This is a genomic window from Streptomyces sp. NPDC002520 (assembly GCF_053595235.1).
The window spans coordinates 472,384-498,038 of sequence record NZ_JBSFXG010000001.1; the positions used below are offsets into that span (position 1 = coordinate 472,384).

The window sequence follows — 25,655 nt, forward strand, 5'->3', positions numbered from 1 at the left end:
GCCACCCCTTTGACTCCGGCCGAGAGGGACGGCTCCCGGCCGGCAGCCGTGGACCCGAGCCGGGTCCATGGCGGCCGTCTTCGGGGCGCGTGTGAGAGCGCGCGCCCCGGAACGGTCTCCGTTCCGAGACCCCCACGGGTCCCACCGGTCCCGCACGACCGCCGCGCACCACCTCCCTGACACCCACGTACGAAGTCGACGTGTCTCACCGACCGGAGGAGCCGCAGTGACCGCACACCCCATCGACGGGCCCCACCCCGTTGAAGAGAAGGCCGTCCACCCCGTGGACGAGAAACTCCCCGCACTGAAGATGGCGACCAGCGGCCTGCAGCACGTCGCCGCCATGTACGCCGGAGTCGTCGCCCCGCCCCTGATCGTCGGCGCGGCCGCAGGCCTGTCCGGCACCGAGCTCACCTTCCTCACCGGCGCCTGCCTGTTCACCGCGGGCCTCGCCACCTTCCTGCAGACCCTCGGCATCTGGAAGATCGGTGCCCGGCTGCCCTTCGTCAACGGCGTCACCTTCGCCGGCGTCGCGCCGATGACGGCGATCGTCGCCTCCACGCACGACAAGTCCGACGCGCTGCCGATCATCTTCGGCGCGGTCATCGTCGCCGGCCTCCTCGGCTTCCTCGCGGCCCCCGTCTTCTGCAAGGCGGTCCGCTTCTTCCCGCCCGTCGTCACCGGCACGGTCATCACGCTGATCGGCGTCTCCCTGCTCCCGGTCGCCTTCAACTGGGCCCAGGGGCCCAACCCGGCCGCGCACGACTACGGTTCGCGGACCAACCTCACCCTGGCCGGCATCACCCTGCTGATCGTCCTGCTGCTGCGCCGCTTCACCCGCGGCTTCGTCAAGCAGATCGCGGTGCTGCTCGGCCTGGTCGCCGGCACTCTGATAGCGATCCCGTTCGGCGTCACCGACTTCGGCCCGGTGACGACGGCGGACCTGGTGGGCTTCCCGACCCCGTTCCACTTCGGCGCCCCGCAGTTCCAGATCGCGGCGATCCTGTCGATGTGCGTGGTGATGGTGGTCTCGATGACCGAGTCCACGGCGGACATGCTGGCGCTGGGCGAGATCGTGGAGCGCCCCGCGGACGAGAAGACCATCGCCGCGGGCCTGCGCGCCGACACCCTCGGTTCGGCGATCAGCCCGATCTTCAACGGCTTCATGTGCAGCGCCTTCGCGCAGAACATCGGCCTGGTCGCGATGACCCGCATCCGCAGCCGCTTCGTGGTCGCGGCCGGCGGCGGCTTCCTGGTGCTGATGGGCCTGTGCCCGATCGCCGCCTCGCTCATCGCGGTCGTCCCGCGTCCCGTCCTCGGCGGCGCCGGCGTCGTCCTGTTCGGGTCGGTCGCCGCGAGCGGCATCCAGACCCTGGTGCGGGCCGGCCTGGAGAAGGACAACAACGTCCTGATCGTGGCCGTCTCCCTCGCGGTCGGCATCATCCCGATCACGGCGCCGGAGTTCTACCACGCCTTCCCGGAGACCGCGAAGATCGTCCTGGACTCCGGCATCTCCACGGGCTGCGTCACGGCCGTCCTGCTCAACCTGGTCTTCAACCACCTGGGCAAGGGCCGCGACGCGCAGGACGTCACGCATCCCATGGAAGCGGGCGAGGAACTGGCCCCGGCCCACTGACGGTGTGACGGGGCCGAGGTCACTCCTCGGCCCCGCCGCGGTACGGCGCCACCCTCGCCGCACACCGCCTCCTGGCCCCGCACCACGGCTTCAACCAGGTCCCGGTGCCGGTCAGGCGGGACCGGGCCACGCCATGAGGTTCGCGAACAACTCGGCCTGTTCGACGGCGTCGTCCAGGGCGTGGTGCGTGTGGCGACGCCTCGACAGCAGATGCCTCGGCATCGTGCCCTTGGCCACCGCCCGCAGCGGCAGGCCCGCCTTGGTGGCGTACAGCGTCTTCATGTCGAGGCAGCCCGAGTGGCCGAAGGGGCTCTCGCCGGTGAAGCGGATGAGGTACCAGTACAGGAACGTCCAGTCGTACGACGCCGGATAGCCGCACATCACCGGCTGCGCTCCGGCGCCGACCTCGCGGACCCAGGCGGTGAACTCGGCGAGGGCGACGGCCGGGTCGGCGCCCTCGGTCCGCAGCCGGTCGCGGTCCAGGCCGCTGACCGCCAGGGCCTCGGGGACGAAGTCGGCGGAGATCGGGCGGAGTTCGCGGTAGAAGGTCTGCTCTTCGGGGTCCGCCGGGGTGAATCTGTCGGCGTCCTGGGTGCCGGCGACGGCCGCACCCAGGCTCAGCATGGAGTACGGCCCCGGGATCGGGCCGTCGGCCTCGATGTCGACGGAGATGTAGCGGCTGGGCTTGACGTGTCGTTCGGACATGAGAGCGGAGCATGGCAGCCGGTTGCCTCACCGCGCATCCGGTTTCGGCCGCGGCAGCGCGTCCCGGCCTGCCGGCCGCGCTCACCCGCCTCCCCTCGGCCTCACCCGCCTCAGGGTTCTCGGCCTCTCTCACTCACGGCGCCGGTCACAGACCGCCCTGTCGACCTTCGAAACCCCGATCCTGACATGCCCTCAGACGCGGCGCGGCGAGGCCAGGAGGTAGCGCACCCGGGTCCGCGGCTCGGTGTACGCGCCGGCCTGCCAGCCCGTCCGTTCCAGCGTGGCCGCGCAGGCGTCCAGGGTCTGCGTGTCCGGCGCGTACACGGCGACCGCCTCCGGCTGCGGGGTCGCCCGCACCCGGTAGCCGGGACCGTCCGGGCCCTCGGGCCGGTGTCCGGCGGCCTCCAGCGCGAGCGCGGCGGCCCGCACCAGATGCGTGCGCTCCCAGCCGCAGGGCCGGTCCACGGAGCCGTCGGGGTTGGTCATCCGGCGCAGCTCCAGCAGCCCCTGCCAGGCGCTGTGCACCTCGCGCTGCCGGGCAGGTCCGGACAGGGGTGCCTCCTCCCCGCCGACACGCGCCGCGAACACGCCGGTGGAGGGTGCGGTCTGCGCCGGCGCGTCGGCCGGGTGAGCGGTGGCGGCATCCGGGGTGGCCTCGCGTATGCGGTGGCCGGCCGGAGTGAGGAAGTGGTCGTGCGGCGGCCGGGGGTGCCTGAAGGCGAGACCCCGCTTCACCAGCGCGGCGAGCTGCGCCTCCGTCCCGCGCAACCGCCCGGTGACCGGATCGGCCCCCTCGATCACCAGCCGCTGCGCGGCACTCGGTGCTCGTGTCACGACGTGCTCCCTCCCTCCCCGGACGCGCCGCGGACCACCGGACGGCAGTCCTCCTCCTGTTCCGAAGAGTACGACCGGGGTACGACAACGCCCCGCTGCCCGCAGACGTCACCGTGCCCGGCGCCTCCTACTGGCGGTATCCGCTCAGGAACCGCCCGATCCGGCCGGCCCGCGCCCTCGGCCTCGTCGGGGACCGCTGGACCCTGCTGATCGTCCGGGAGCTGCTGGCCGGCCCCCGCCGCTACACCGACCTGCACGCGGACCTGCCCGGGGTGAGCACGGACGTCCTCGCCTCACGGCTGAAGGACATGGAGTGCGACACCCTCGCCACCCGGCGCCGCCCGCCCCCGCCGGCTGCGGCGAACGTATACGAACTCACCCCGCGCGGACGGCGGTTGCTGCCGGTCCTCCAGGCCCTGGGGGAGTGGGGAGGGCCCGAGCTGGACGAGCTCAGGTCCAGGCGACGCCGTGCGCGCGCACTGGTTCGCCCCGCCGGTGCTGCGCGTGCTGGAGGCGGCGAACGCGGGCACCGGCGTCGTCGAAGTCCACCTGGACGAGGGCGACTTCCACCTCCACGTCGGCGCTGAGGACGGCCCGGTCCACGGCGACGGGCCCGCGCCCGGTGACGCGGACGCGCGGCTCGCCATGGACACGGCCACGTGTACGGCGATCAGCCGGGGCGGGCTCGGTCTCGTGGACGCCGTCCGGGACGGGCGGATCACCGTGACCGGCGACGGCGCGTTCGCGAAGGCGATGCGCGAGAGCTGAGTCGACCGAGGCTCATGCCGGGCGCGCGAGTCCTGGACGGCGAGCGGGTCCGGCGGCCGTCGAAGCGCCGGCAAAGGAGAAGGCCCGCCGGTGGGGCGGGCCTTCAGGGGGAGTCACCGTCAGGGTGGACTCACATGGTCGGCGGTACCCGGGACGGGCGGCCCGAGCCGCGCGTCAGCGCGTATCCGCCGATGCCCGCGAGCGCGGCCAGTACGCCGCCCAGCGCGGTCCACACCCAGCGGTCGGACCACCAGCCGGAGGACCAGCCGTCCTCCGGTTTGATGCCGGACAGCACCGCGGACTTCGTGTCGTCCTGCTCCGCCTCGGGCTTGACGGCGATTCCGGGGATGAGCGGCTCGGACAGCGAACCGTCCACGGCGGCCGCGCCGCCGATGTCCTTGGAGTCGACGCGCACCTCGGTGCTCACCGGCAGGCCGAGGTCGGAGGAGCCCAGGTCCAGGACCGTCAGCCGGACGTAGTACGTGCCCGGCAGCGGGTCGTCGGCCCACGGCTCCGACCAGGCCCGCACCGTGCGCAGCACACAGGCCAGCTCGACCGAGGCGGCGTCCTGTGCGGCGGTGCGGGTCTGGGCGCCGTACTGGCAGGACTGGCGGCGGCGCAGACCGTCGTACACGTCGATCTGCCAGGTCTGCGCGGAGTGCGTCTGAGGCAGCTTCACGGTCGCCTTCACCGTGGGGCGCTGCCCGGAGTCCGCCGCGAACGACCAGTACAGGTAGTCACCGGTGGAGGCGGACGCGGTGGCCTGCTGCCCCTGCTCGATCTCCGTCGCCGTACGGAACGAGGTGCCCGCGCGGGTGGGCGCCGAGCCGTCGGCCGAGGCGCTCGGCGACGGCGAGGAGTCGGCGGCGGCGAGCCCGGCGGCCGGTCCGGCGGTCAGTCCGAGCGCCAGCAAGGTGGTGCTCAACACACGTGTGAAACGCATCAGTTCGTCCTCCAGACCGCGACCCGCCAACGCGACAGCCAGCCCCACAGCACACCGGCGACGAAACCGGTCAGCACCAGCGCGCCCAGCAGCCACCAGCCGCGCCCGAGACCGAAGGCGGCCACGTCACCGGCCTTGTCCGGGCCGTCCACGACGTCGACCGTCAGCTCGATGGGCAGACCCGGCGTGGTCTTCACGCCCGCGGCCGCCGCGAAGGAGTTGGTGACCTGCAGGCACACCGTCTCCGGGGTCGCGGTGTCCTCGTCCTGCGCGGGCTTCGGGTAGCGAAGGCCCGTGGACAGGACGTCGGTTCGGCCGGTGCCGGCGGCCTCGCCGCGCACGATCTCCCGGCCGTGCGCGGTCACCGCCCGCAGCAGCACCCCGTAGTTCGGGTTGACGGCCCGGTCGTCCGCCACGCTCACCGAGGCGCGCAGCTCCTTGCCGGGCTCGACGTCCACCTTGTACCAGCGCTGCTGCCCGAACTCCTCACGGTCGGTGTACAGGCCGGACTTGAGCGAGGGCGCGCTGGCGCACTGGGCGGCGCCCTCGGTGGCGACCGGCGTCACCACCGGATCGGCCGCGCGGTCCACCAACTGTCCGACCCGGTCGGTCAGTTCCTCCTTGTGCTGCACGGAGGTGTACGTGCCGCCGGTCGCGTCCGCGATGCAGCTGAGCTGGTCGCGGGTCTTGGCGTCCGGCACCAGGCCCAGGGTGTCGATGGTCAGCCCGATGCCCTTGGCGGCTATCTCGCGGGCCACCTCGCACGGGTCGAGCGGTTGGCAGGTGTCCTCGCCGTCGCTGATCAGCACGATCCGGCGGGTGCCGTCGCCGCCGTCCAGGTCTTTGGCCGCCTGTTGCAGCGCGGGTCCGATCGGTGTCCAGCCGGTCGGTGCCAGCGTGGCCACCGCGGTCTTCGCGTCGGTCCGGTCCAGCGGTCCGACCGGGTAGAGCTGCGCGGTGTCCGTGCAACCCGTCTTGCGGTCGTTTCCACGGTAGTTGGCGCCCAGGGTGCGGATCCCGAGCTGGACCTCCTCGGGCGTCGCGTCGAGCACCTCGTTGAACGCCTGCTTCGCGGCGGCCATCCGGGAGCCGCCGTCGATGTCGCGGGTCCGCATGGAACCGCTGACGTCCAGCACGAGTTCGACCTTCGGAGCGGGCCGCGCCGTCTCGTCGGCGACGGCTCCGCCGGGAAACGCGATCCCGGCCGCCAGGGCGGCGAGCAGAGCACATACGCCTGCCGCCAGCCGTTGTCTTCTGATCATCGGCGGATCTTATTGATCAGATGCGCCGGGCTCCAAAACGAGCGGGTTGGGCAGGGCGGTCCACTGGTCGCCGGGGGTCTCCGGGGACAGGCGCATCAGCGTCAACGCCTTCGCCGGCAGGGGGCCTTCGCGCAGCGCCGCCAGATCCGGGGTCTCGGGCAGGTCGGGCAGCGCGGCCCGCAGCGCGGTGCCCAGGGCGGGGCCCGAGCCCGCCGCACCGGCGAGCGCGCCCGCCACCAGGGAACCGAACAGCTTGCGGCGCAGGGCCGTCTCGTCGTCCGTGATCAGACGGCCGGTCAGGCCGGGCGGCGTGATGCCGTGACGGGCGAGGCGGGCGGGGCTGATGCGGATGTCGGCGAGGTCGCGGTAGACGAGGCGCAGCGGAGTGTCGTCGGCGCCGAGGACGACGAGGAGGTTCTGGCCGTGGGCCTCCAGTGCGACCCCCAGGTCCAGCAGGCGCAGGCCGGCCGTGAGGGCGATACGGGTGAAGGCGGCCAGCCAGGCGGGGGAGCCGGGGAGCGGGGTGGTGGCGAGGGCGGCCACCGGCAGGACGCGCTCGCCGGGATTCACGTACGCCTCGGGGGACTCCCGCAGCAGCGCCGCCAGGTCGGGGGAGTGGGCGGTCGCCGCGCCCAGGGTCCGGGTGAGGTGCAGCAGGCCGTCCGAGCGCGCGGCCAGTTCCGTGCCGAGCGCGGACAGCGCCGCCGACGCGGCCACGGAGTACGTGGAGATGTCCCGCACCGACGAGGTCAGCCGGGCGCTCAGCGCGGTCTTCACGTGCGGGCCGCCGGGCAGCGCGAGGGTGCGCAGGGACATCAGCGGGTGCGCCGGGCGCCAGGGCTCGTACGACCGCTTGAGCACGTGGGTCGCCTGCCAGGGGTGCACCGGCAGCAACAGGGCGTTCCCGTCCCGCAGTTCCCCCGGCCACTCGCCGGACACCAGGCACTCCGCCGCCGGTACCGCCACCGTGCCCAGCTCCACCACCGGCCGGTGCTCCGGACCGTACGCCAGCTGGTCCGCCACCGAGAAGCCCGGTCGGGTACGGCAGTTGGGATGGAACGGGTGCCCGTCCACCACGCGCTGCTCCCACTCCCAGTCGTGCGCCGGCTCCGTACCGGCCCTCTCCGCGTCGGCCCGGGACAGCGCCAGCGAGGCGACGCTGTGCGCCAGTTCCATGGCGAAGGCCGCCGCGTGCGGCACCGCGAGGTCGGTCATCAGGCGCGCCGGGTCGTCGTAGCGCTCCCGGTCCAGATGGACGGCGGTGACGTGGTCGCCGGTGGCGTACGGATCGGCGTGCGGCCCGTGCAGCGTCCGGCCGCTCGCGAGCCGCAGGGCGAGCCGGTGCGCCCCCCGGGAGCGGCCGGTGATCCACGGCAGCGGCTCGTGGGCGAGCGCCCGCCACAGCCGGGTCAGCACCGCCGCGCGGGCACCCGGCAGTTCGGCCGTGTACCGGGCGAGCAGGCCCGGCCGGACGGCGGCCAGCTCCTCGGCGACCTCGGCCTCGGCGGTGGGAGAGTGGGACACGTTCGGCTCCTCGGGGACGGGCAGCTCAGGGCACGATTGTCGGGTATGCCAGACATACTGATCGTGACCGGCCCCCCTCCTTGAACGCCGTACCGAAGGAGCTCACGGAGGGACGCACTGGCCGGCCCGGCCCGACCGGGCCCGACGAGGAACGAATGGACCGAGTGGACCGAGTGGACCGACTGGACCCAGAGCCCCGCACCGACGCCGTCGGCCGCCGTGCCGACGCCTACGCGTCCGCGCCCCTGCTCAACTGTCTGCTGCGCGAGGTGGCCCGGCCGGTCCCGGACGCCGGGGACCGGCCCGTCCACCGGCTGCCCGGCACCGGGCGGCTGCTGCGGGTACGCCCCGGCCGGCGGCCCGCCGACCCCGAGGTGTACGCGAACGGCGCCTGGCACCGCGTCGGCCACACCGAACTGGTCAAACTGGTCGCCGAGGAACTGCGCCGGCACACCGGGCTGGCGGGCGGCGACCTGCCCGCCGAGATGATCGACAGCCGGGACGCCGTCGCCGCCCTGCTCGGCGCCCGGGACCGGACCGCCGCGCCCGAGGGCCCGTACCTGCGCTCGGAGCAGTCCCTGATCACCGGCCATCCCTACCACCCGGCGCCCAAGGCCCGCGGCGGCGGCCCGGCCGCGGCCTGGCTGCCGTACGCCCCCGAGGCGCACGCCCGCTTCCCGCTGGTGCTGCTCGGCGTCCGCGAGGACCTGGTCGTGGAGGAGGGCGACACCCGCGACCTCGACGCCCTCGGCACGGCCCCGCCCGGTTACCGGCTGCTGCCCGCCCACCCCTGGCAGCTCGACCTCCTCGCCCGCGACCTCGCCCCCGCCTTCGCCGACCGGCGTCTGCTGCGGCTCGGCACCACGGCCTTCGACGCCTGGCCGACGGCGGCGATCCGCACGCTGTACGAGCCCGCGCGCGACCTGTTCCTGAAGTTCAGCCTCGACGTCCGCATCACCAACGACATCCGCCGGCTGTGGCGCCACGACCTGCTCGGCCTCCGGCACACCGACACCGCCGCCACTCACGCCTTCGCGGCCATGGGACCACCCGCCGCCTGGCTCTCCGACCGCGGCTACCGCACCGCGGCCTTCGCCTTCGAGGAACTCGCCGTCCTCGTCCGCGACGGACTGCGCGGCCACCTCCTGCCCGGCGCCACCCCCCTGCTCGCGGCCGCACTGGCGGAGGGCTTCGAGGGCAGCCCACTGTCCGCCGCACCCGATCCGCACGCCTGGTGGGAGGCCTACCTGCGCCAGGTCGTCCCGCCCGCCCTAGCAGCCTTCGACGACCACGGCGTCGTCCTGGAGGCGCACCTGCAGAACACCCTCGTCGCCGTGGACGCCACCGGCACGCCCGTGCAGGCACTGTTCCGCGACGCCGAAGGCACCAAACTGCTGCCTGACGTCTCCCGCGCGGCCGGCTGGGAGCGGCTGGTGTACTGCCTGGTGGTCAACCACCTCACCGAGATCGCCGCCGCCCTCGCCGAACACCATCCGGGCCTCGACCCCTGGCCCGCCGCCCGCCGCGAACTGGCCCGCCACGACCTGCCCGAGATCCCCGCGCTGCTCGCCTCGCCCACCCTGCCCGGAAAGACCAACCTGCTGCTGCGCTGGACGGGGGCGGACGGCGCCGCCGCCCGCTACCTGCCCCTGCCGAACCCCCTGGCCGGAGGGGAGTGAGGGCCCGCTTACGGGCGAGCCGGTTCGTGGGCGGCGAGGGAGGCGACCTCCGCCGGGGTCAGGCCACGGCCGTAGACGTGCACGTCCCTGATGGCGCCCAGCCAGTAGTCGACCGGCTTGCCCTGGTACTTGCCGCGGCCGATCACGATGTTCCCGGTCGGCTTCTCCTTGCTCTCCCCCATGACACTGCCGGCCAGGCGGCCGTTCACGTAGATCCTGAGGGTGCCGTCCCCGTGGGTGTACGTGCCGACCAGGTGGTACCAGCGTCCGATCTGTGGCTCGCCGGCGGCGATGCCGATGGCCATGATGTCCCCGAGCCTGAAGGAGAACCGCTTGCTGTCGCCGTTGTACTGGAGGTAGAAAACGCTGTTCTTCTTGCCGTCGAGGGAGACGGCGGTCTTGAACGCCACGGCGGCGTCCAGCCGGACGCGTGCGGCGACGGAGTAGTCGCGACTGGTGTCGATGATCGGCGCGCCGGTGTCCGCATAGCTGCTGGTGCCGTTCAGCATCAGGGCACTTCGGCCGGAGCCGGACGCCCAGCTGGCGTCGCCCTTGAGCGTCGCGTCGTGCCGGCCCACCACGTCCTTGGCCACGGGCCCGGTGTCCTGGTCGGCGGGCCACCAGCCGAGGCCCGCCGGGAGCGGCACCTTCGGCGCGGGGGTGGCAGCCGCGGCCTCCGGGGACTTCTTCCCGGAGCCGGTGCCGCCGCTCCCGGAGCCCATGTCGACGAGCACAAAGGCCAGTGCGGCGGTCAGGGCGACGATCAGGCCGATGAGCGACCATCTGCGCGTCATGTTGCTCTCCAGTGATTACGGGTGGAGGGATCTGCGCTGTGGTCGACGGACGCCGTGCGAAAGTGGTTCAACGGGAACCGGACACGCCCGAGCGGCCTCAGACGCGGATGATCCGGGGGCCCATCCGCGCGTAGCGATGAGCCTCCGTCTGCGAGAGTCCGGTGTCGGTGACGATCGCCTCGAAGTCGCCGACCTCGGCGAAGCGGCTGAAGCTCACGACGCCGAACTTGGTGTACACACCGGCGAAGACACGGCGCCGGGAGGCTCGTACGGCCAGGTTCTTCACCTCGCTCACGGCCGGGTCGGGCGTGGTCAGTCCGTATTCGCGGGATATGCCGTTCGCGCCGACATAGGCCAGATCGACGACGAAGCCGGACAGCATCCCGGTCGCCCACTGGCCGACCGTGGCGATCGTGCCCCCGCGGACCCGGCCGCCGAGCAGCAGCACGGTGATGTTGTCCCGGACGGCGAGCCCCGCGGCGGTCGTGAGCGAGGCCGTGATCACCGTGAGGGGACGGTCATCGGGCAGGGCCTCGGCGATGAGCTGCGGAGTGAAGCCCTCGTCGATGAACACCGTCTCGGCGTCGTCCAACAGCTCCGCCGCGGCCTTGGCGATCCGCAGCTTCTCCGGAACGCTCCTGGTGGTCCGGAAGGCGAGGGTCGTCTCGAAGCCGGCGCTCTCCACCGGGTGCGCGCCGCCGTGTGTACGCCGCACCAGACCGTGCTGTTCGAGGACCCGCAGGTCGCGCCGTACGGTCTCCTTGGCCACACCCAGGTCCTCGGCGAGCCGCATGACGTCCACCGAACCCGTCTGCCGCGCCAGTTGAACGATGCGACGACGGCGGTCCTCGGCCTCCACTACGCAGCCCTCCGGTCTTCCCCGTGGCCCCACGGCAGCCTGTACATCGCTCGAACTCACCTCGCGGTCAAGCCGGTTCCGGGTGGGTGGATCACTTTCTACCGGCGGTCGTGTTAACGGATCAAGACCCGCGGGTGACGACCAGGTAACAGTGCGTCGTGTGAACCGTTTTCGCGGACCCTCCGTAGGGACCGATGCGGCGGCACGGACGCCTGCCGCGGTCGCGTGACGATACGGAAGGAAACCGGCATGGGAGCCATGAAGATCACTCCGGAGGAGATGCGCGAAGGCGCCGCCTGGATGGACAACCAGAAGGAGCAGATGCAGACCGCCATCAGGCAGGCGAACGAGAAGATCAACCACATCGTCGAGAACTCCTACAACACCCCGCAGGCCAAGGCGAAGTTCGAGCCCATGTGGCAGCAGTTCCGGCAGCAACTCGAACAGGGTGTCGACGAGATGACGCAGATCGGCGACTACCTGAGGAAGACCGCTGACGCGTTCGAGGAGACCGACAACACGACGGCCAGCGGAGTCGGCTGACCCTTGACTCCGCCGGCCGGGGTCCGGACCTCCCCCAGACTCCGTCTGGGGGCGCCCCAGGCGGTCCGGACCCCGGCCGGCCGGGCATTGCGGCCCGGTGTACAGGAACGGAAACGGAAAGGAGCGGGCACGTGGCCGACTCGATCGAGATTCCCATCGACGATCTCAGGGACACCCTGACCATGCTCGAGGACATCCGCCAGCGGATCGAGGAGAAGACGGGCCTGGAACGCGTCGGGTCCGAGAACGACGTGGGCGACCGCAAACTCATCAAAGCCATACACGACTTCGACGGCGCCTGGAAGGGCGGACAGGAACGTGTCCAGGAAAACGTGGACGCGTTCAAGGACGCGACGACCGGAATCATCGACAACTTCACGAGAACAGACGATGAAACCACACAGAACCTCGAATAGCGGCAGCCGGCACATCGCCGGGGGAGGGGCGCGCATCCGATGACGGACACTGCCTCCGGTGCCGCGGCGACCGCCGCCGCACCCCAGAACTTCACCATGGCGTACCCCCCTTCCTGGTGGAAGCTCGACCTCGACTCGAACACCAGGGACGCGGCGATCCGCCGCGCGATCGAGGCCCAGGCGGAGGGGCACGGTGTCGACCGCGAGTGGGTCGACACCGTGGTCCGTACCACCCGCAAATCCGCCCGTGAGGCCGCGGCGCAGGGTGCCCTGCAACTGGCGGGCATGCTCCAGTTCACCGAGAGCGGTGCCACGCTCAGCGCGACGACGGTGGTCCTGCGGGTGCCCGTCCCCGAGGGCGCGTCCACCGACCTCTCCGAACTGCTGCTCCCCGTCGCGCTGAAGAACGCCGACAACCCGATGGGCAAGGGCACCCGGGCGAACAAGGTGGACATGCTCGAACTGCCCGAGGTCGGCACCGTCGGCCGCGCCACGGCGATCGAGGACATCGACTACTGGGGGCGCGGAACCGTGCGTACGGCGCTGATGCACACCATCGTGCCGGTGCCGCACAGCCGGGACTTCGTGGTGATCTCCAGCTCGACTCCCAATCTCAGCCTGTTGGACGCGTTCTTCGACGTGTTCGACGCCATCAGCGGGACGCTTCGGTTCCTCCCCTGACCTTCCGTACCCCTTCAGGAAAAGAGAAAGAGAGGTCGGCTCGATGGCACGCCCCGAACTGGCCGAATGGGAGGTTCTGGATCTCAGGGAGGATCCGACTCCGGGCGACCCGGACGTCCTGAGGAACCTCGCCGCCGAATACCAGAAACTCTCCGACGAGGCCGCCAAGGCCCACGAGACCATTTCCCGGATCAAGAACTCGGAACTGGGCAAGGGCAAGTCGATGGAGGAGCTCAGGAAGGTCCTCGACGACCTGCCCGGCCAGGTGGCCGCCCTCCGCGACTCCTACGAGACGGCCTCCGAGGCGGTCAACTCCTACCACCCCCTGCTCAAGGACCACCAGGACAAGGCCGCGATAGCCCTGGCCAACGGCAAGGAGGCCAAGACCAGGCTCGACGCGGCGATCCAGACGGCCGCGGCGGCATCCGCCCACGTCTCGTCACTGAACAGCGCGACCCCACCACCCCCCGACGACGAGCAGGCCAAGGCCTCCGCCCGGCAGGCGTTGAACGACGCCAACTCCGCCGTGTCCACCGCCAACGCCGCGGTCGACGCGGCGCAGTCCGACCTCGACGCGGCGAAGCAACTGGCCCGGGAGGCCCAGGGACTGCGGGAGTCCGACGCCTCGACGGCCGCCTCCTCGCTGGGGCACGCCAAGGACCAGGCCGTCAAGAAGAAGAACTTCTGGGACAAGCTCTGGGACACCATCGGCTCGATCTTCGGCATCATCAGCGCCGTCCTGGGCGTCATCTCCTTCCTCATCCCGGGGCTCGGAGCGATCGGCCTCGTGATCGGCACCCTCAGCCTGGTCATGGGGCTCGTCCCGCTCGGCATCAATATCGCCAGAGGCGTGGTCACCGGTGACTGGGACGTCGCGGGCATCGTGCTGGGCACCCTGGGAGCCGGCTTCGGCGGCTTCGCCGTGGTCAAGGGTCTCTCTGCGGGGTGGGGCGGCATCTGGAAGGGCGCGGGACAGAACCTGAAGGGCATCCGCGGCGGCCCGATCAAGCCCACCCCTGCCGGCCGGCCGCCGGCTCCGGAGCCGCCTCCGCAGCCGCAGCCGCCCAGGACGCCCACCCCCGAACCGAACCCCACGCCGCCCGCCGCCACGCCGCCACCCGCCCCCAAACCGCCGACACCGACCCCGCCGCCCCGGCCGTCGTCGGCACCCCCGGCGTCCACTCCGCCACGGCCCCCGGCGCCGAAGCCGGACCCGCCGGCCCCGCCGCCCCGGCCGTCGTCGGCACCGCCACGGCCCTCGACGCCGACACCGGACCCGCCGCCCCGGCCGTCGTCGGCCCCGCCGCACTCCACGACGCCGCCCCCGCGGCCCCCGGCGCCGACACCGGACCCGCCGGCCCCGCCGCCCCGGCCGTCGTCGGCACCCCCGCACTCCACTCCGCCCCCGGCTCCGCGACCGCCGAGCCCCGAACCGCCCCCGGCTCCGCGACCGCCGAGCCCCGAACCGCCCCCGGCTCCGCGACCGCCGAGCCCCGAACCGCCACACACCTACCCGCCCCGTGTGACGGATCCGCTCCCGGACAACCCGGGCATGATCAACCAGTGGGTGCAGGACTTGAAGACCGGCGTGTGGGGCTGGCAGAAGATCCCCGGCAACATCGGCTCCGGTACCGCGTTCGGCGGCACCATCTACGCTCCGGGCGCGACCTCCGGTGCGTGGAGCGGCACCGTGCACGCGGGCGACCCCGACAACAAAAACGGCTCCTGATCCGCCTCTGGTAAGGCACGACGAAGAGGGCTCCCGCACCGAACCCGGTGCGGGAGCCCTCTTCGTGTCGGTGCGTCAGCCCTCGGCGACCAGTGGGTGCGAGACTTGAGGAGCGGCGTGTGGGGCTGGGACGAGATCCCTGGCGACATCGGCTCCGGCACCGCATTCGGTGGCACCGCCGACGCTCCGGTGCGAGCGCCGGTGCGTGGAATGGCACCGTGCGCGCGGGCGGCCCCGACGACGGGAATCCGCCCGGCAGCGGAATCAGCGCCTGAGTCGCCTCTGGTCGATCCGGCTCCGGAGGGCACACGACGAAGAGGGCTCCTGCGCCGAATACGGCGCGGGAGCCCTCTTCGTGTCGGTGCGTCAGTCCTCGGCCCCGGCGTCACCGCTTGCGGACAGAAGGCCGTCCGTGGCGGGCGCCGTGGCCTCCGGATCGGCGATGGCCTCCGGATCGGCGATGGGCTCCGGGGCGGCCACCGGCTCCGGCACGGCGGCCAACGGGACCTGCACCGTGCGCATCACTCCGTCGCCCAGGTGCATGATGCCCCGTCCGGCCTTTCCGGTGCCGAGCCGGCTGCGTGGAACCTTGACCCCGATCAGGTCGCCGTCACCCATGTTCTGCGGACTCAGCAGGAGGCCCTGCCGGTTGCGCCGGATGTCCGCGCTCCAGCCCGAGTAGCCGGAGGAGAGCCGCTCGGCCTGGCCCGACACGATCAGGCCCTGCTCGGTCTCCGCCCCGGTGCGCGCGATGCGGTTGAGCACGACCTCGGCCTGGGTCTGCATCAGCAGGTCCGCGTCGTCCAGGATCACCACGGCGGCACCCGGCGCCCGGCCCAGAGCCTCCTCCAACTCCTCGGGATCGATGTCGGACCCGTCGAAGACGGCCAGAACCCCGGGTTGGCCCGCGAGTTCCCGCAGCGGGGAGCGCCGCGGCGCCCCGATCACGACCGACGTGCCCGCCTCCATGAGCGAGAGCGCCGCCGTCAGCAGGGCGGTGCTGCGACCGGACCGCGACGGCCCGGCCACGAGGAAGGTCGGTGTCATCGCGAGGTCCGGCCCCACCGCGGTGAGTTCGTCGCCGCCGACCCCGGCCAGCGCCCACAGCGGTCCCGGCCGCTGCGCCGGCACGAGGGCCGCGGCCTGCTCGTAGTCGAGCCGGTCGGGCAGCACATCCACCCGGAACGGCCGTGCGGAGGCCGGGAGTCCGGCGTCCCGCTCCTGGCAGAACGCGGCCATCTGCTGCAGGATCGCGGCCTGCGCCTGCCCGCTGCCGTCGGGGCCGAGCAGGGCGATCTGCACCTCGGACTTGTCGCCCGCGCGCAGGGCGCGGCCGGGGGGGATGTCGTCGGGGACCGACCGTTGCTGGATGCCGATCATGGCGTATTCGGACTTCTCGTTGAGACGCAGCACCAGCTTGTCCTCGGTGGTGGCCGCGAGCCGGCTGGAGAAGAGCGAGCGGTCACCGGCGAGCACCACGTGCACGCCGACGCTGGCGCCGTCCCGGAGCAGGGCGAGCATCCGGTCGAGCAGGTTTCCGCCGTCGTACTCGGCGAGCGTCTTCTCGAAGACCTCCCACCGGTCCAGCAGCAGCATGATGTGCGGCGGGCGCTCCTGCGGCGGCAGGGCATTGCGCAGTTCGGGCAGGTCGGCGGCGCCCCGGGCGGCGAGGAGTTCCTGACGCCGGGTCACCTCCTTGGCGAGCCGGGACAGCAGCCGGGCGGCCCGTTCGGGCTGGGTGCGCTGGACGACGGCACCGCAGTGCGGCAGCGCCTCCAGGGCCAGCAGTGCTCCGTTGCCGCAGTCGAGCCCGTACAGATGCAGGTCGGCCGTGGAGTAGCTGCGGGCCACGGCTCCGGCCATGGTGCGCAGCGTCTGCGACCGGCCGGACCTCGGGGAACCGACGATGTGCAGGTGTCCCAGTGTCGAGAAGTCGAGGATGAGGGGACGCTGGGCCTGCTCCTCGGGCAGGTCCGCCAGACCGTAGGCGACCGGCGGGAGGTCGTAGGTGCCGCGCGCCTCGACCGGGGGGAGATCATCGGGGACCAGTGTGGTGGGGAGCGCCGGGAGCCAGGGGCTGTGCTGCACGGGGAGGTGCAGTTCCTCGTTGGCACCGCGGATCGCCTCGACGAGGTCGGCGAGGTCGGTGATCGCGTCGTCGTTCTGCTGGGACGCGGCGCGGGGACGCGCCGGCAGCGGCTGGCCGAGCTGGTGCCAGCCCACGGGCACGACCCAGGGCACCGGGATCGTCGCCGCCGCCGTTCCGGGCCTGCGGCCGCCGACCCGTCCGGCCTGGAACGGCACGAGCGAGGTCTGGCCGAGCCGTACGTAGGCGCGGCCCGGGGCGCTCTTGGGGATCGACGCCGCGTCCGGCGCGGTCAGCACGTCCTGGCTCTCGCTGGCGTCGGTCACCCGCAGCGCGATCCGCAGGTTGGTGTTGGCCCGGATCTCCGGGGAGACCACGCCGCTGGGGCGCTGGGTGGCCAGGATCAGGTGGATGCCCAGGGACCGGCCCCGCTGGGCGATGTTGACCAGTCCCTTCACGAAGTCGGGCAGGTCGCGGACCATCGAGGCGAACTCGTCGATGACGATGAGGAGTCGGGGCATCTCGGTGCGGCCCGGTTCCCGCCGCAGCAGGTCTATGTAGTCCTCGATGTCCTTGGCCCCGGCCTCGGCGAGGATGTGCTCGCGCCGCTTGAGCTCCGCCGAGAGCGAGGTGAGCGCGCGTTCCACCAGGTGGGCGTCGAGGTCGGTGACCATGCCCACCGTGTGCGGCAGGGACACACAGTCCTTGAACGCCGATCCGCCCTTGTAGTCGACGAGGACGAAGGTCATGGCGTCGGGACGGTTGGCCACGGCCAGTGAGGCGACGATCGTCTGCAGCAGCTCCGACTTGCCGGAGCCGGTGGTACCGGCGACGAGCCCGTGCGGGCCGTCGCGGCGCAGGTCCAGGGAGAACGGCCCGTCCAGCGAGACACCGACGACCGCGGAGGTCGTACGCCCGCCGGTCTTCCACCGGGCGGTGATCTTCTCCGGCGTGGGACCGTCCAGGGCCAGGACGTCCAGCAGCCGGGCGGAGCCGGGCAGCGCCGAACCCTCCTCGTCGGCCCCGCCGCTGTCCCGCAGCGGGCCGAGCGAGCGGGCCACGGAACGGCACCATTCGCCGGACACCACGTCCGGGCGGACCTGGGTCAGGGTGGCCGAGCCGGAGAGTCCGACGCGCAGGGTGCCGCCCGACTCCTCGACCACGACGGCCTGGCACTCCTCGGGCAGCAGGCGCTCCTCCGTGCCCAGGCACACCGCGTGGACGCCGACCGACGGGCCGTCGCGCAGGATCTGCACCACGCCCGGCAGCGAGCGCAGGTTGCGCGCGCCGTCCAGGACGACGAGCACGTCGGGCTCACGGGTGGGTTCGCGGTCGCGTCCCGCGGAGATCCGGGCGGAGATCAGCGCGGTCAGCTCGGCGACCCGGCGGGCCGAGGACTCGGTGTCGGTGCCGACGAGGGTCAGGGTGTCGCCGGAGGACTGCCGCACGTGCGGCAGCCAGCGGATCCAGGCCCAGGCGTCCTCGCCGCCGTGGCCGGTCGTGAGCAGATAGATCCGCAGGTCCTTGGGGCTGTGCAGGACGGCTGCCTGGGCGACGACCCAGCGGGCCGCGGCCTGGGCGGCCGGCCCCTGCCCGGCGATGCCCAGCACCTTGTGCTCGCGCATCGCCACCGTGACGGGCACGTCGAACGCGGTCCGGGGATCCATGCGCCGGTGCTCGTCCTTGGTGGGGTCCTGCAGCACCACCTCGGAGGGCTGGTCATGGGTGCCGACGCGCAGTTCGAGGAAGTCGGCGTCCGACTTGCGGCGCTCCCACAGTCTGCGGCGCGGGCCCACGGCGGTGAGGAGGACGACGGCCGGGTCGGGGAAGCCGGTGCGGCGGGCGGTGCGCTCGGCGACCAGGGCCTGGTCGGCGTCGGCCTCGATGCGCTCCTTCTTCTCCTCGTACTTGGCGACCGCGGTGGTGTGCGACTCCTTGCCGGACCGTTTGTTCATGAAGTGGTTGGCGATGATCGAGATCGGCGAGAAGACGGCGAACAGCAGCATGGACAGCCGGCCGAAGAACATGGCACCGGCGACCGCCGCCACCACCGGGAGGATCGCCGTGACGTACGGCAGGGGCCGCTTGGCCGGCGGAGTCGGCGGGGTCGGCAGGGTGAACTTCGTCTGCGCCTGAGGGGGCAGCAGCCGTGGCGGGCGGTTGTAGTCCCATCCGGTGCCGTCCTCGGAGGGCTGCAGGGCGGCGTCGGGCCGGTCGGGGCGGACCAGTTCGAGCATGCTGTCGCCGAGCAGGAGCTGGGCGCCCAGCGGCCAGGGCTGCACGCCCTCGACGTCCTCCCGGTCCAGCTGGAGGGTCGTACCCGCACCCTGCGGGAGGACGAGGCAGCGGCCGCCGGGCCCGACCCGGAGCAGGGCCAGCAGCCGGTGGGCGGTTCCGCGCAGGATCTGCGGGTTGCCGTCGGGGTCGAGTCCGATCTGGTACTCGCCGATGTCCAGGCGCTGCACCGCGCCGGCGCCCGGACCGGCGACCACGCGTATCTCCACCAGGCCGTGCGGCTCCTCCGCGGAGGCCTCGGAGGAACGGCCGAGGCTGACCACGACGGCGTCCCGCAGCGGCGAGTCCTGGAGGGTCATGTCCTCCGGCAGCGCGGCCCCGTCGATGTGCAGGGCCGGGCCGTCCAGGGACCGCGAGGGGCCGCTCGTGTCGGCGAGCGCCTGTGCGATGGTGCCGACCGGTGTGTCCGGATCGGCCTCGAGATGTACGTCGAAGGCGTCGCCGACGTCGTCGACCACGGTGAATGTCATCCGCACGAGGTTCTCCCAAGCTGGCGGAAGTGGGCTGGATTCGGTCGGGGCGCGCAGGTCGTCCCGATCGCCTCCGGCCCTACGCAGCGGACCCGCAGGTGGTTCACCACGCCCCTGTCCGGCAGGCGTGAACCACTCGGGGGCCCGGTCCGTAGGGAGCCCTGACCCATCCCCGGTACTCCCGTGACCCTGACAAAGGTGGTCGGATGAACACGTCCGCTGTCCTGGCCGTCGTGCTCGGTCTGGCGCTGATCGGCGCCATCGCCGCGCTCGTCTTCACCGAGTTGAAGCCCGGTCTCTCCCACGGCCGCAAAACGCCCCGCCCCGCCCCCGCGACCGTCACCGGACGGGAGGCCCTGGACTCCATCGACCTGGGGCTGCGCAAGCTGTCCGCGGAGTTCCAGCGGCTGGGGCGGCCGCTGCCCGATGTGTACGCCGTCTCCTACTCCGGAGACGAACTGACGCTCCGGCTGGCCGATCCCGACGTGGAGGCACCCGCACCCTGGACCGCGGACGCGGAGGGCGATACGTGGTCTGTCGAGCCGGCGGCGCTGAACGGCACCAGTGCCGCGGACGCGGCCCACGCGGCGCATCCGTACTCCCTGGCCGTCACCGTCGGACTGGACCAGGGCGAACGGCTGCTGGTCGACCTGTCGCGGGCGTCCGCGCCGATCGCCGTCATCGGCGACAGCCGCGGCGTACGCGAGCTGGTCGGAGCCTTCGTCAACGAGCTGATCACCGGGCCCGTGGGGCGGCACGCCGAGGTGACCCTGGTGGGATCGGCGGCCACCGTCGAGCTGACCTCCGCGCTGGGGCTGCGCTCCGCGCGGCTGCGGACCGTCGCCACGCTCCAGGAGGGGCTGGACTGGGGCACGGACCCGTCGCAGTCCGCCGGCGCGGGCGCCCTGGACTCCTCGGTCACCCAGCCCTTCCGGATGATCACGGGCACCGGTGCGGCCACCAAGCGCGGGCGCGTCCCCCGGCTGTTCGTGGTGGACGCGACGCAGTTCGCGGACGAGAAGCGGGCCATGGCGGGTCTGCGGGCGACGGACGCGCTGGTGCTGATCGGCGACTCGAAGGAGGCCGGCTGGTGGTTCGTCGTCGCCCCCGACGGCTCGCTCGAGGCACGGCCGCTGGACCTGCGGGTCGACCCCCATGCCGGGCGGATGTCCTGACCGGCGCATCGGACTCTCCCGGCCACCCGGGCCGCCCGCGCCGGCCGACGCCGGGAGAGACGGCCGGGAGAGTGCGGGGACCCTGCCCGAGGGGTGCTTCCGGTTCAGCCGGCGAGCACCTCACGGCTGTGCAGCACCTCGCGCAGCGCACGCATCGCGTAGTAGGAGCGCGACTTGACGGTGCCCGGAGGCACCCCCAGCAGCTCCGCCGTCTGGTTCACGCTGCGGCCGAAGTAGTAGAGGTGCAGCAGCACTTCGCGCTGGAACGGCGCCAGGGCCTTCATGGCCCCGACCACGACCTGCGCGGTGAGCGCGTCGTCGATGACGTCCGGTACGGGCAGATGCGGGATGTCCGGCTCGCCGGCCTCGAGGGGCCGCGCCAGCCGGGCCCGGTGGCCGTCGATGACCAGGTTTCGGACGACGGTGAACAGCCACGGGCGTATGGACTCTGCCGTCGGATCCAGGTCGGCGGCGTTGTGCCAGGCACGGATGGCCGCCTCCTGGAGCACGTCCTCCGCGCGATGCCAGTCGCCTCTCAGCAGCCGGGCCGCGAAGCGCAGCAGGACCGGGCCGTGCCGTTCGTACACCGCCTTGAGGAAGGCCTCTGCCTCGGCCGATTCCGAGTCGGAGGTACAGAGCGCGTCGTGGGTGCGCGGAAGCAGGACTTGCATGGCAGATCCCCAGTCGATCAGTGGCGGTGGCCGCGCCGTCCCGCGCGAGGCGGGTGCGGGTGCGGGTGCGCGTACACGCGCGGTGTGGAGGGGCATGAACTTTCTACCGACGGAAACGGATGCTCGACGGGCCCGGAACGAGGGGTATCTGGGCCGAGTCTGACCGATCAGCAGAACCAGAAATCGCGGTTCACCAAGGGCGATCGGCGATGTGCCACCCGTTTGTGCCGCCCGTCCGGCCCGCGTGGCTGCCCGCTTCCGCTCCGACCGGGCCCGCGAAACAAGCGGTCGGGCCCGAACGGACCGTGTCGGGCGCCCCATTGCGTGCCCGCGGACGCCACATCGAGGCGAACGGACAGCACAGGCAGGAAAACTGACGCCACATCGGGTCGCTCCACCGGGCGCCCACCCGCAGGTCACGCGGCTGACCAGGGAGAACGTCTCGGACACGACGGATGCATACGGACCCGATCCCACCGGGAGAGGCCCGTTCACCGTCGTTTTCGCGTTTGTACGAACGAACATCCCCGCCCGAACGGGGCCGAGTCACAGCGGAGACACGATGAATGGTGTGGAAACCGAGGAACGTCGACGGGAGATTCTCCAACTCGCCCGGTTCACCGGCTCCGTGGCCGTCAACGACCTGGCCGCGCACCTGAAGGTCGCCAGGGAGACGATCCGCCGGGACCTGCGGGTGCTGGAGGAACACGGGCTGGTCCGCCGTACCCACGGCGGCGCTTACCCGGTCGAGACCGCCGGATTCGAGACGACCCTCGCGGTCCGTACCACGCGGCTCGTGCCCGAGAAGGCCCGGATCGCCCGCGCGGCCACCGCGCTCCTCGGCGACGCGGAGACCATCTTCATCGACGAGGGCTACACGCCGCAGCTGATCGCCGCCGGGCTGCCCCGGGACCGGCCGCTGACCGTCGTCACCGCCTCCCTCGCCGTGGCGGACGTCCTGTCCGACGCCGGCCACGTCTCCGTGCTCCTGCTGGGCGGCAGGGTGCGCGGGGGCACCCTGGCGACCGTCGACCACTGGGCCACCCGGATGCTCACAGGATTCGTCATCGACCTCGCGTACATAGGGGCGAACGGCATCTCCCGCGAATACGGGCTGACCACGCCCGACCCCGCCGTCAGCGCGGTCAAGGCCCAGGCCGTGCGTGGTGCCAGGCGCCGCGTCTTCGCCGGGGTGCACACCAAGTTCGGCGCCGTGAGCTTCTGCCGGTTCGCCGAGGTCCGCGACGTCGAGGCCATCGTGACCGACGCCGGCCTCCCGTCGGCCGAGGTCCAGCGCTACTCCCTGCTCGGCCCCCAGGTCATCCGGGTGTGAACCACCCGGCCCGCCGGCACCCGGGCCACCACCCACCTCCCGACATACCGGGCCAGTCATGTCGTACCTCTGGCCTCCATGCGTGATTCTGCGCTAAAAGCGCTCTATGCAATCACCAATACGCACCAGAGCGACGGTGATCGGAACGCTGCTGGGGCTCTTCGGGCTCCTCGCGGTCTTCGCGGGCCCCGGCGGCGCACAGGCGGCCGAGCCGACCGGGACGACGGTCGGCGACGTCACCGCCTTCTCCGCCGACCCCGGCGGCTCCGTCTACCACCTGACGGCGGGGAAGGCCGAAGCCCGGGTCAGCTTCGTCACCCCGGACACCTTCCGCCTCGAACTCGCCCCCGAGGGGACCTTCACCGATCCCACGGGCGACGACATCGTGCTCCCGCGGGGCGAGCCGCCCACGACACACTGGAAGGACAAGGGCGACCGGTACGAGCTGAGCACGTCGAAGGTCACGCTGCAGGCGTACAAGAGCCCGCTCCGCTTCGCCCTGTTCCGCGCCGACGGCACCCGCGTCTGGGCCGAGACCAAGGGCCTGACCTGGACCGCGGACACCACCACGCAGAGCATGGCGCGCGGTGCCGACGAACAGTTCTACGGCGCCGGGATGCAGAACGGCCGCGGCAACACCTCGCACCGGGGCAAGACCGTCCAAGTGGGCGTCGACTACAACTGGAACGACGGCGGACACCCCAACTCCGTGCCGTTCTACCTCTCCACGGCCGGATACGGCGTCTTCCGCAACACGTACGCCCCCAACACCTACACCTTCGGCGAGCCCGTCACGGCCGCCGCCCGCGAACAGCGCTTCGACGCCTACTACTTCACCGGTCCGGCCGCCGGAGGCGCCAAGGACGTCATCGGGCAGTACACCGCGCTCACCGGCAAGCCCTTCCTGCCACCCGTCTACGGCCTCGAAGTGGGCGATGCCGACTGCTACCTGCACAACGCCAACCGCGGTGAACGGCACACCCTCGACGCCGTGAAGATCGCCGACCAGTACGTCGAGCACGACATGCCGCTCGGCTGGATGCTCGTCAACGACGGCTACGGCTGCGGCTACGAGAACCTCCCCGAGACCGCCCAGGGCCTGCAGGGCGACAAGGCGCAGCTCGGCCTGTGGACCGAGAACGGCATCGGGAAGATCGCCGACCAGGTCAAGGCGGGCCAGCGCGTCGCCAAGCTGGACGTGGCCTGGGTCGGCGCCGGCTACAAGTTCGCGCTGGACGGCTGCAAGGACGCCTACCGGGGCATCGAGGACAACAGCGACGCACGCGGCTTCACCTGGGCCCCCGAGAGCTGGTCCGGCGCACAGCGCTGCGGTGTGCAGTGGTCGGGCGACCAGTCCGGCAGCTGGGACTACATCCGCTGGCAGATCCCCACGTACGCCGGTGCGACGATGTCCGGTCTCGCGTACACCACGGGCGACATCGACGGCATCTTCGGCGGCAGCCCCAAGACGTACGTACGCGACCTGCAGTGGAAGTCCTTCCTGCCGGTGACCATGTCGATGGACGGCTGGGCCGCGAGCGACAAGCAGCCCTTCCGCCAGGGAGAGCCGTACACCTCCATCAACCGCAAGTACCTCAAGCTGCACGAGTCGCTGCTGCCGTACCTCTACTCGTACGCCCACGAGGCCACCAAGACCGGTGTGGGTGCCGTCCGGCCGCTCGCGCTCGAGTACCCGGACGATCCGAAGGCGGCGACGGACGCGGCCAAGTACGAGTTCCTGACCGGCGAGGACTTCCTCGTCGCGCCGGTCTACCGGGACACCTCCGTCCGCGACGGGATCTACCTGCCCAAGGGAACCTGGATCGACTACTGGAGCGGGCGCACCTACCAGGGCCCGACCACCATCGACGGGTACAGCGCACCGCTGGACACGCTGCCCCTGTTCGTCAAAGCGGGCGCGGCCGTGCCCATGTGGCCCGGCATCCGCTCCTACAAGGACCGAACCCCCGACTCGTCGCTCGCGTGGGACATCTACCCGCAGGGCACCTCGTCGTTCACGCTGTACGAGGACGACGGTGTGACGCTGCAGCACCGCACGGGCGGGTACAGCACCCAGCGTGCCGAGGTCTCCGCACCGCAGAGGGGCGACGGTGACGTGACCGTGCGGATCGGAGCGAGCCAGGGACGGTTCGACGGCAAGCAGACCGCGCGGCCGTACACGTTCACCGTGCACACCGGAGACGAGCCGAGCCGCGTCGAGCTCGACGGGCGCGCCCTGCCGAAGCTCGCGGACAAGGACGCCTACGGCAAGGCCGCGCAGGGCTGGTTCTACGACCGCGACGACCGTGGCGGCGTCGTGCTGGTGAAGACCGGCACCCGGTCGACGTCCGAGCCCTTCGAGCTGAAACTGGGCGGCACCAGCGCGGTCGGCGGCGCTCCGCCCGGCGCCCCCGCCGTCGTGACCGCCCCCGCGGACTCGGAGCTCGGCGCGGGTGTCCCCGGCAAGGTGAGCGTCGACGTCACCGCCGGCACGAAGGACGCCACAGACGTGCGGATCGGCCTCGACGCGCCCGACGGCTGGCAGGTCACCGCACCGGCCCCGATCGACGGCATCCCGGCCGGCACCACCCGCCGCGTCGACGTCACCGTCACCCCGGACAAGGACGCGAACCCCGGCGAGGCGACGCTCACCGCCACCGCCCGCTACCGGGCCGCGGGGCGTGACCGCACCTCCACCCAGGCGTTCGCGGTCGCCGTGATGCCGCAGCCGCCGACCGGGGACACCTGGGCGAGCGACCTGGTGTGGCTGAAGTCGACGAACGGCTGGGGACCGCCCGAACGCGACCGCAGCAACGGCGAGTCCGGAGCCCACGACGGCCACACCCTCACCCTCGCCGGAAAGACGTACGACAAGGGCATCGGCGCACACGCCGACTCCGATATCGAGGTCTATCTCGGCGGGCGCTGCACCAGGTTCACCACGGACGTCGGCATCGACGACGAGATCAACGGCTACGGCGAAGTGGCCTTCTCCGTCGAGGCGGACGGCAAGGTGCTGTGGACCTCGCCCAAGGTGACCGGCGCGTCGGCCACCGTCCCGGCCGACGTCGACGTCACCGGGGCGCGGCACGTCCGTCTGCGGGTCACGGACACCAACAACTCCAAGACCGGGGACCACGGGGACTGGGCCGCCGCCCGGTTCACCTGCGGCTGACGTCGTAGCAGGACACCCGCGGCCGTGGCGTGACATCGGGACGGCCCGATGTCACGCCCGGTTAATATGCTCACTTC

Annotated in this window: 18 protein-coding genes and 1 pseudogene; 10 read left to right on the forward strand and 9 right to left on the reverse strand. The window is 72.1% G+C overall.

The genetic code is table 11. The features are described from left to right. Positions 1-67: 67 nt before the first annotated feature. Positions 68-1,636, forward strand: coding sequence for a nucleobase:cation symporter-2 family protein (locus ACWD5D_RS01885; protein ID WP_451370813.1), 1,569 nt, complete (start codon positions 68-70; stop codon positions 1,634-1,636). A gap of 111 nt (positions 1,637-1,747) precedes the next feature. Here the strand turns inward: ACWD5D_RS01885 and ACWD5D_RS01890 are convergent, their stop codons facing one another. After that, complete coding sequence (locus tag ACWD5D_RS01890; RefSeq protein WP_451370814.1) at positions 1,748-2,341, reverse strand: 3'-5' exonuclease; 594 nt, start codon at positions 2,339-2,341, stop codon at positions 1,748-1,750. A 192-nt stretch (positions 2,342-2,533) separates the two neighbouring features. Next, a complete protein-coding gene (locus tag ACWD5D_RS01895; protein WP_451370815.1) occupies positions 2,534-3,175 on the reverse strand; it encodes a hypothetical protein in 642 nt (213 codons plus the stop codon). A gap of 113 nt (positions 3,176-3,288) precedes the next feature. On the opposite strand from ACWD5D_RS01895, the pseudogene ACWD5D_RS01900 reads away from it, so the two are divergent. Continuing rightward, a pseudogene (locus ACWD5D_RS01900) lies at positions 3,289-3,943 on the forward strand (winged helix-turn-helix transcriptional regulator). 130 nt (positions 3,944-4,073) lie between these two features. On the opposite strand, the gene ACWD5D_RS01905 reads toward ACWD5D_RS01900, so the two are convergent. From ACWD5D_RS01905 to ACWD5D_RS01915, 3 genes are read right to left on the reverse strand one after another with little or no spacing between them, the layout of a single operon-like run. Beyond that, a complete protein-coding gene (locus ACWD5D_RS01905; protein ID WP_451370816.1) occupies positions 4,074-4,886 on the reverse strand; it encodes a hypothetical protein in 813 nt (270 codons plus the stop codon). Then, positions 4,886-6,148, reverse strand: coding sequence for a VWA domain-containing protein (locus ACWD5D_RS01910; RefSeq protein WP_451370817.1), 1,263 nt, complete (start codon positions 6,146-6,148; stop codon positions 4,886-4,888). The genes ACWD5D_RS01905 and ACWD5D_RS01910 overlap by 1 nt, the downstream gene beginning before the upstream one ends. Before the next feature lie 9 nt (positions 6,149-6,157). Further along, positions 6,158-7,672 (reverse strand): IucA/IucC family protein, encoded by a 1,515-nt coding sequence (locus ACWD5D_RS01915; protein WP_451370818.1) that lies wholly within the window; start codon positions 7,670-7,672, stop codon positions 6,158-6,160. A 155-nt stretch (positions 7,673-7,827) separates the two neighbouring features. Between ACWD5D_RS01915 and ACWD5D_RS01920 the strand changes: the two genes are divergently transcribed. After that, positions 7,828-9,351 carry an IucA/IucC family protein gene (locus ACWD5D_RS01920; protein ID WP_451370819.1) on the forward strand — a complete coding sequence of 508 codons (1,524 nt, stop codon included), beginning with the start codon at positions 7,828-7,830 and terminating at the stop codon, positions 9,349-9,351. 8 nt (positions 9,352-9,359) lie between these two features. Here the strand turns inward: ACWD5D_RS01920 and ACWD5D_RS01925 are convergent, their stop codons facing one another. Both ACWD5D_RS01925 and ACWD5D_RS01930 read right to left on the reverse strand, forming a co-directional pair. After that, entirely contained in the window at positions 9,360-10,145 is a 786-nt protein-coding gene (locus ACWD5D_RS01925; protein WP_451370820.1) for a LamG domain-containing protein, read from the reverse strand. Positions 10,146-10,242: 97 nt separating this feature from the next. Beyond that, positions 10,243-11,004, reverse strand: a complete 762-nt coding sequence (locus ACWD5D_RS01930) for a DeoR/GlpR family DNA-binding transcription regulator (protein ID WP_451370821.1) — start codon at positions 11,002-11,004, stop codon at positions 10,243-10,245. 249 nt (positions 11,005-11,253) lie between these two features. Between ACWD5D_RS01930 and ACWD5D_RS01935 the strand changes: the two genes are divergently transcribed. The 4 genes from ACWD5D_RS01935 (at position 11,254) to ACWD5D_RS01950 (ending at position 14,373) form a co-directional block, all read left to right on the forward strand. After that, positions 11,254-11,547 carry a WXG100 family type VII secretion target gene (locus tag ACWD5D_RS01935; protein ID WP_451370822.1) on the forward strand — a complete coding sequence of 98 codons (294 nt, stop codon included), beginning with the start codon at positions 11,254-11,256 and terminating at the stop codon, positions 11,545-11,547. A gap of 131 nt (positions 11,548-11,678) precedes the next feature. Further along, a complete protein-coding gene (locus tag ACWD5D_RS01940) occupies positions 11,679-11,963 on the forward strand; it encodes a hypothetical protein (protein ID WP_451370823.1) in 285 nt (94 codons plus the stop codon). A gap of 39 nt (positions 11,964-12,002) precedes the next feature. After that, positions 12,003-12,644: a hypothetical protein gene (locus ACWD5D_RS01945; protein ID WP_451370824.1), complete on the forward strand. Its 642-nt coding sequence runs from the start codon at positions 12,003-12,005 to the stop codon at positions 12,642-12,644. 43 nt (positions 12,645-12,687) lie between these two features. Beyond that, entirely contained in the window at positions 12,688-14,373 is a 1,686-nt protein-coding gene (locus tag ACWD5D_RS01950) for a putative T7SS-secreted protein (protein ID WP_451370825.1), read from the forward strand. Between the two features lie 366 nt (positions 14,374-14,739). Here the strand turns inward: ACWD5D_RS01950 and ACWD5D_RS01955 are convergent, their stop codons facing one another. Beyond that, on the reverse strand, positions 14,740-19,230 hold the full coding sequence (locus ACWD5D_RS01955) for an FtsK/SpoIIIE domain-containing protein (protein ID WP_451370826.1): 4,491 nt from the start codon (positions 19,228-19,230) through the stop codon (positions 14,740-14,742). Between the two features lie 200 nt (positions 19,231-19,430). Here ACWD5D_RS01955 and ACWD5D_RS01960 point away from each other — a divergent pair, with 200 nt between their 5' ends. Continuing rightward, the gene (locus ACWD5D_RS01960) at positions 19,431-20,399 is read left to right on the forward strand and encodes a hypothetical protein (protein WP_451370827.1); all 969 of its coding nucleotides are present in this window, start codon (positions 19,431-19,433) and stop codon (positions 20,397-20,399) included. Positions 20,400-20,503: 104 nt separating this feature from the next. Here ACWD5D_RS01960 and ACWD5D_RS01965 read toward each other — a convergent pair whose 3' ends face one another. After that, positions 20,504-21,070 (reverse strand): sigma-70 family RNA polymerase sigma factor, encoded by a 567-nt coding sequence (locus ACWD5D_RS01965; protein ID WP_451370828.1) that lies wholly within the window; start codon positions 21,068-21,070, stop codon positions 20,504-20,506. A 571-nt stretch (positions 21,071-21,641) separates the two neighbouring features. Here ACWD5D_RS01965 and ACWD5D_RS01970 point away from each other — a divergent pair. Then, positions 21,642-22,403 (forward strand): DeoR/GlpR family DNA-binding transcription regulator, encoded by a 762-nt coding sequence (locus tag ACWD5D_RS01970; protein ID WP_451370829.1) that lies wholly within the window; start codon positions 21,642-21,644, stop codon positions 22,401-22,403. Positions 22,404-22,509: 106 nt separating this feature from the next. Next, positions 22,510-25,578: an NPCBM/NEW2 domain-containing protein gene (locus tag ACWD5D_RS01975; RefSeq protein ID WP_451370830.1), complete on the forward strand. Its 3,069-nt coding sequence runs from the start codon at positions 22,510-22,512 to the stop codon at positions 25,576-25,578. Positions 25,579-25,655 lie beyond the last annotated feature (77 nt).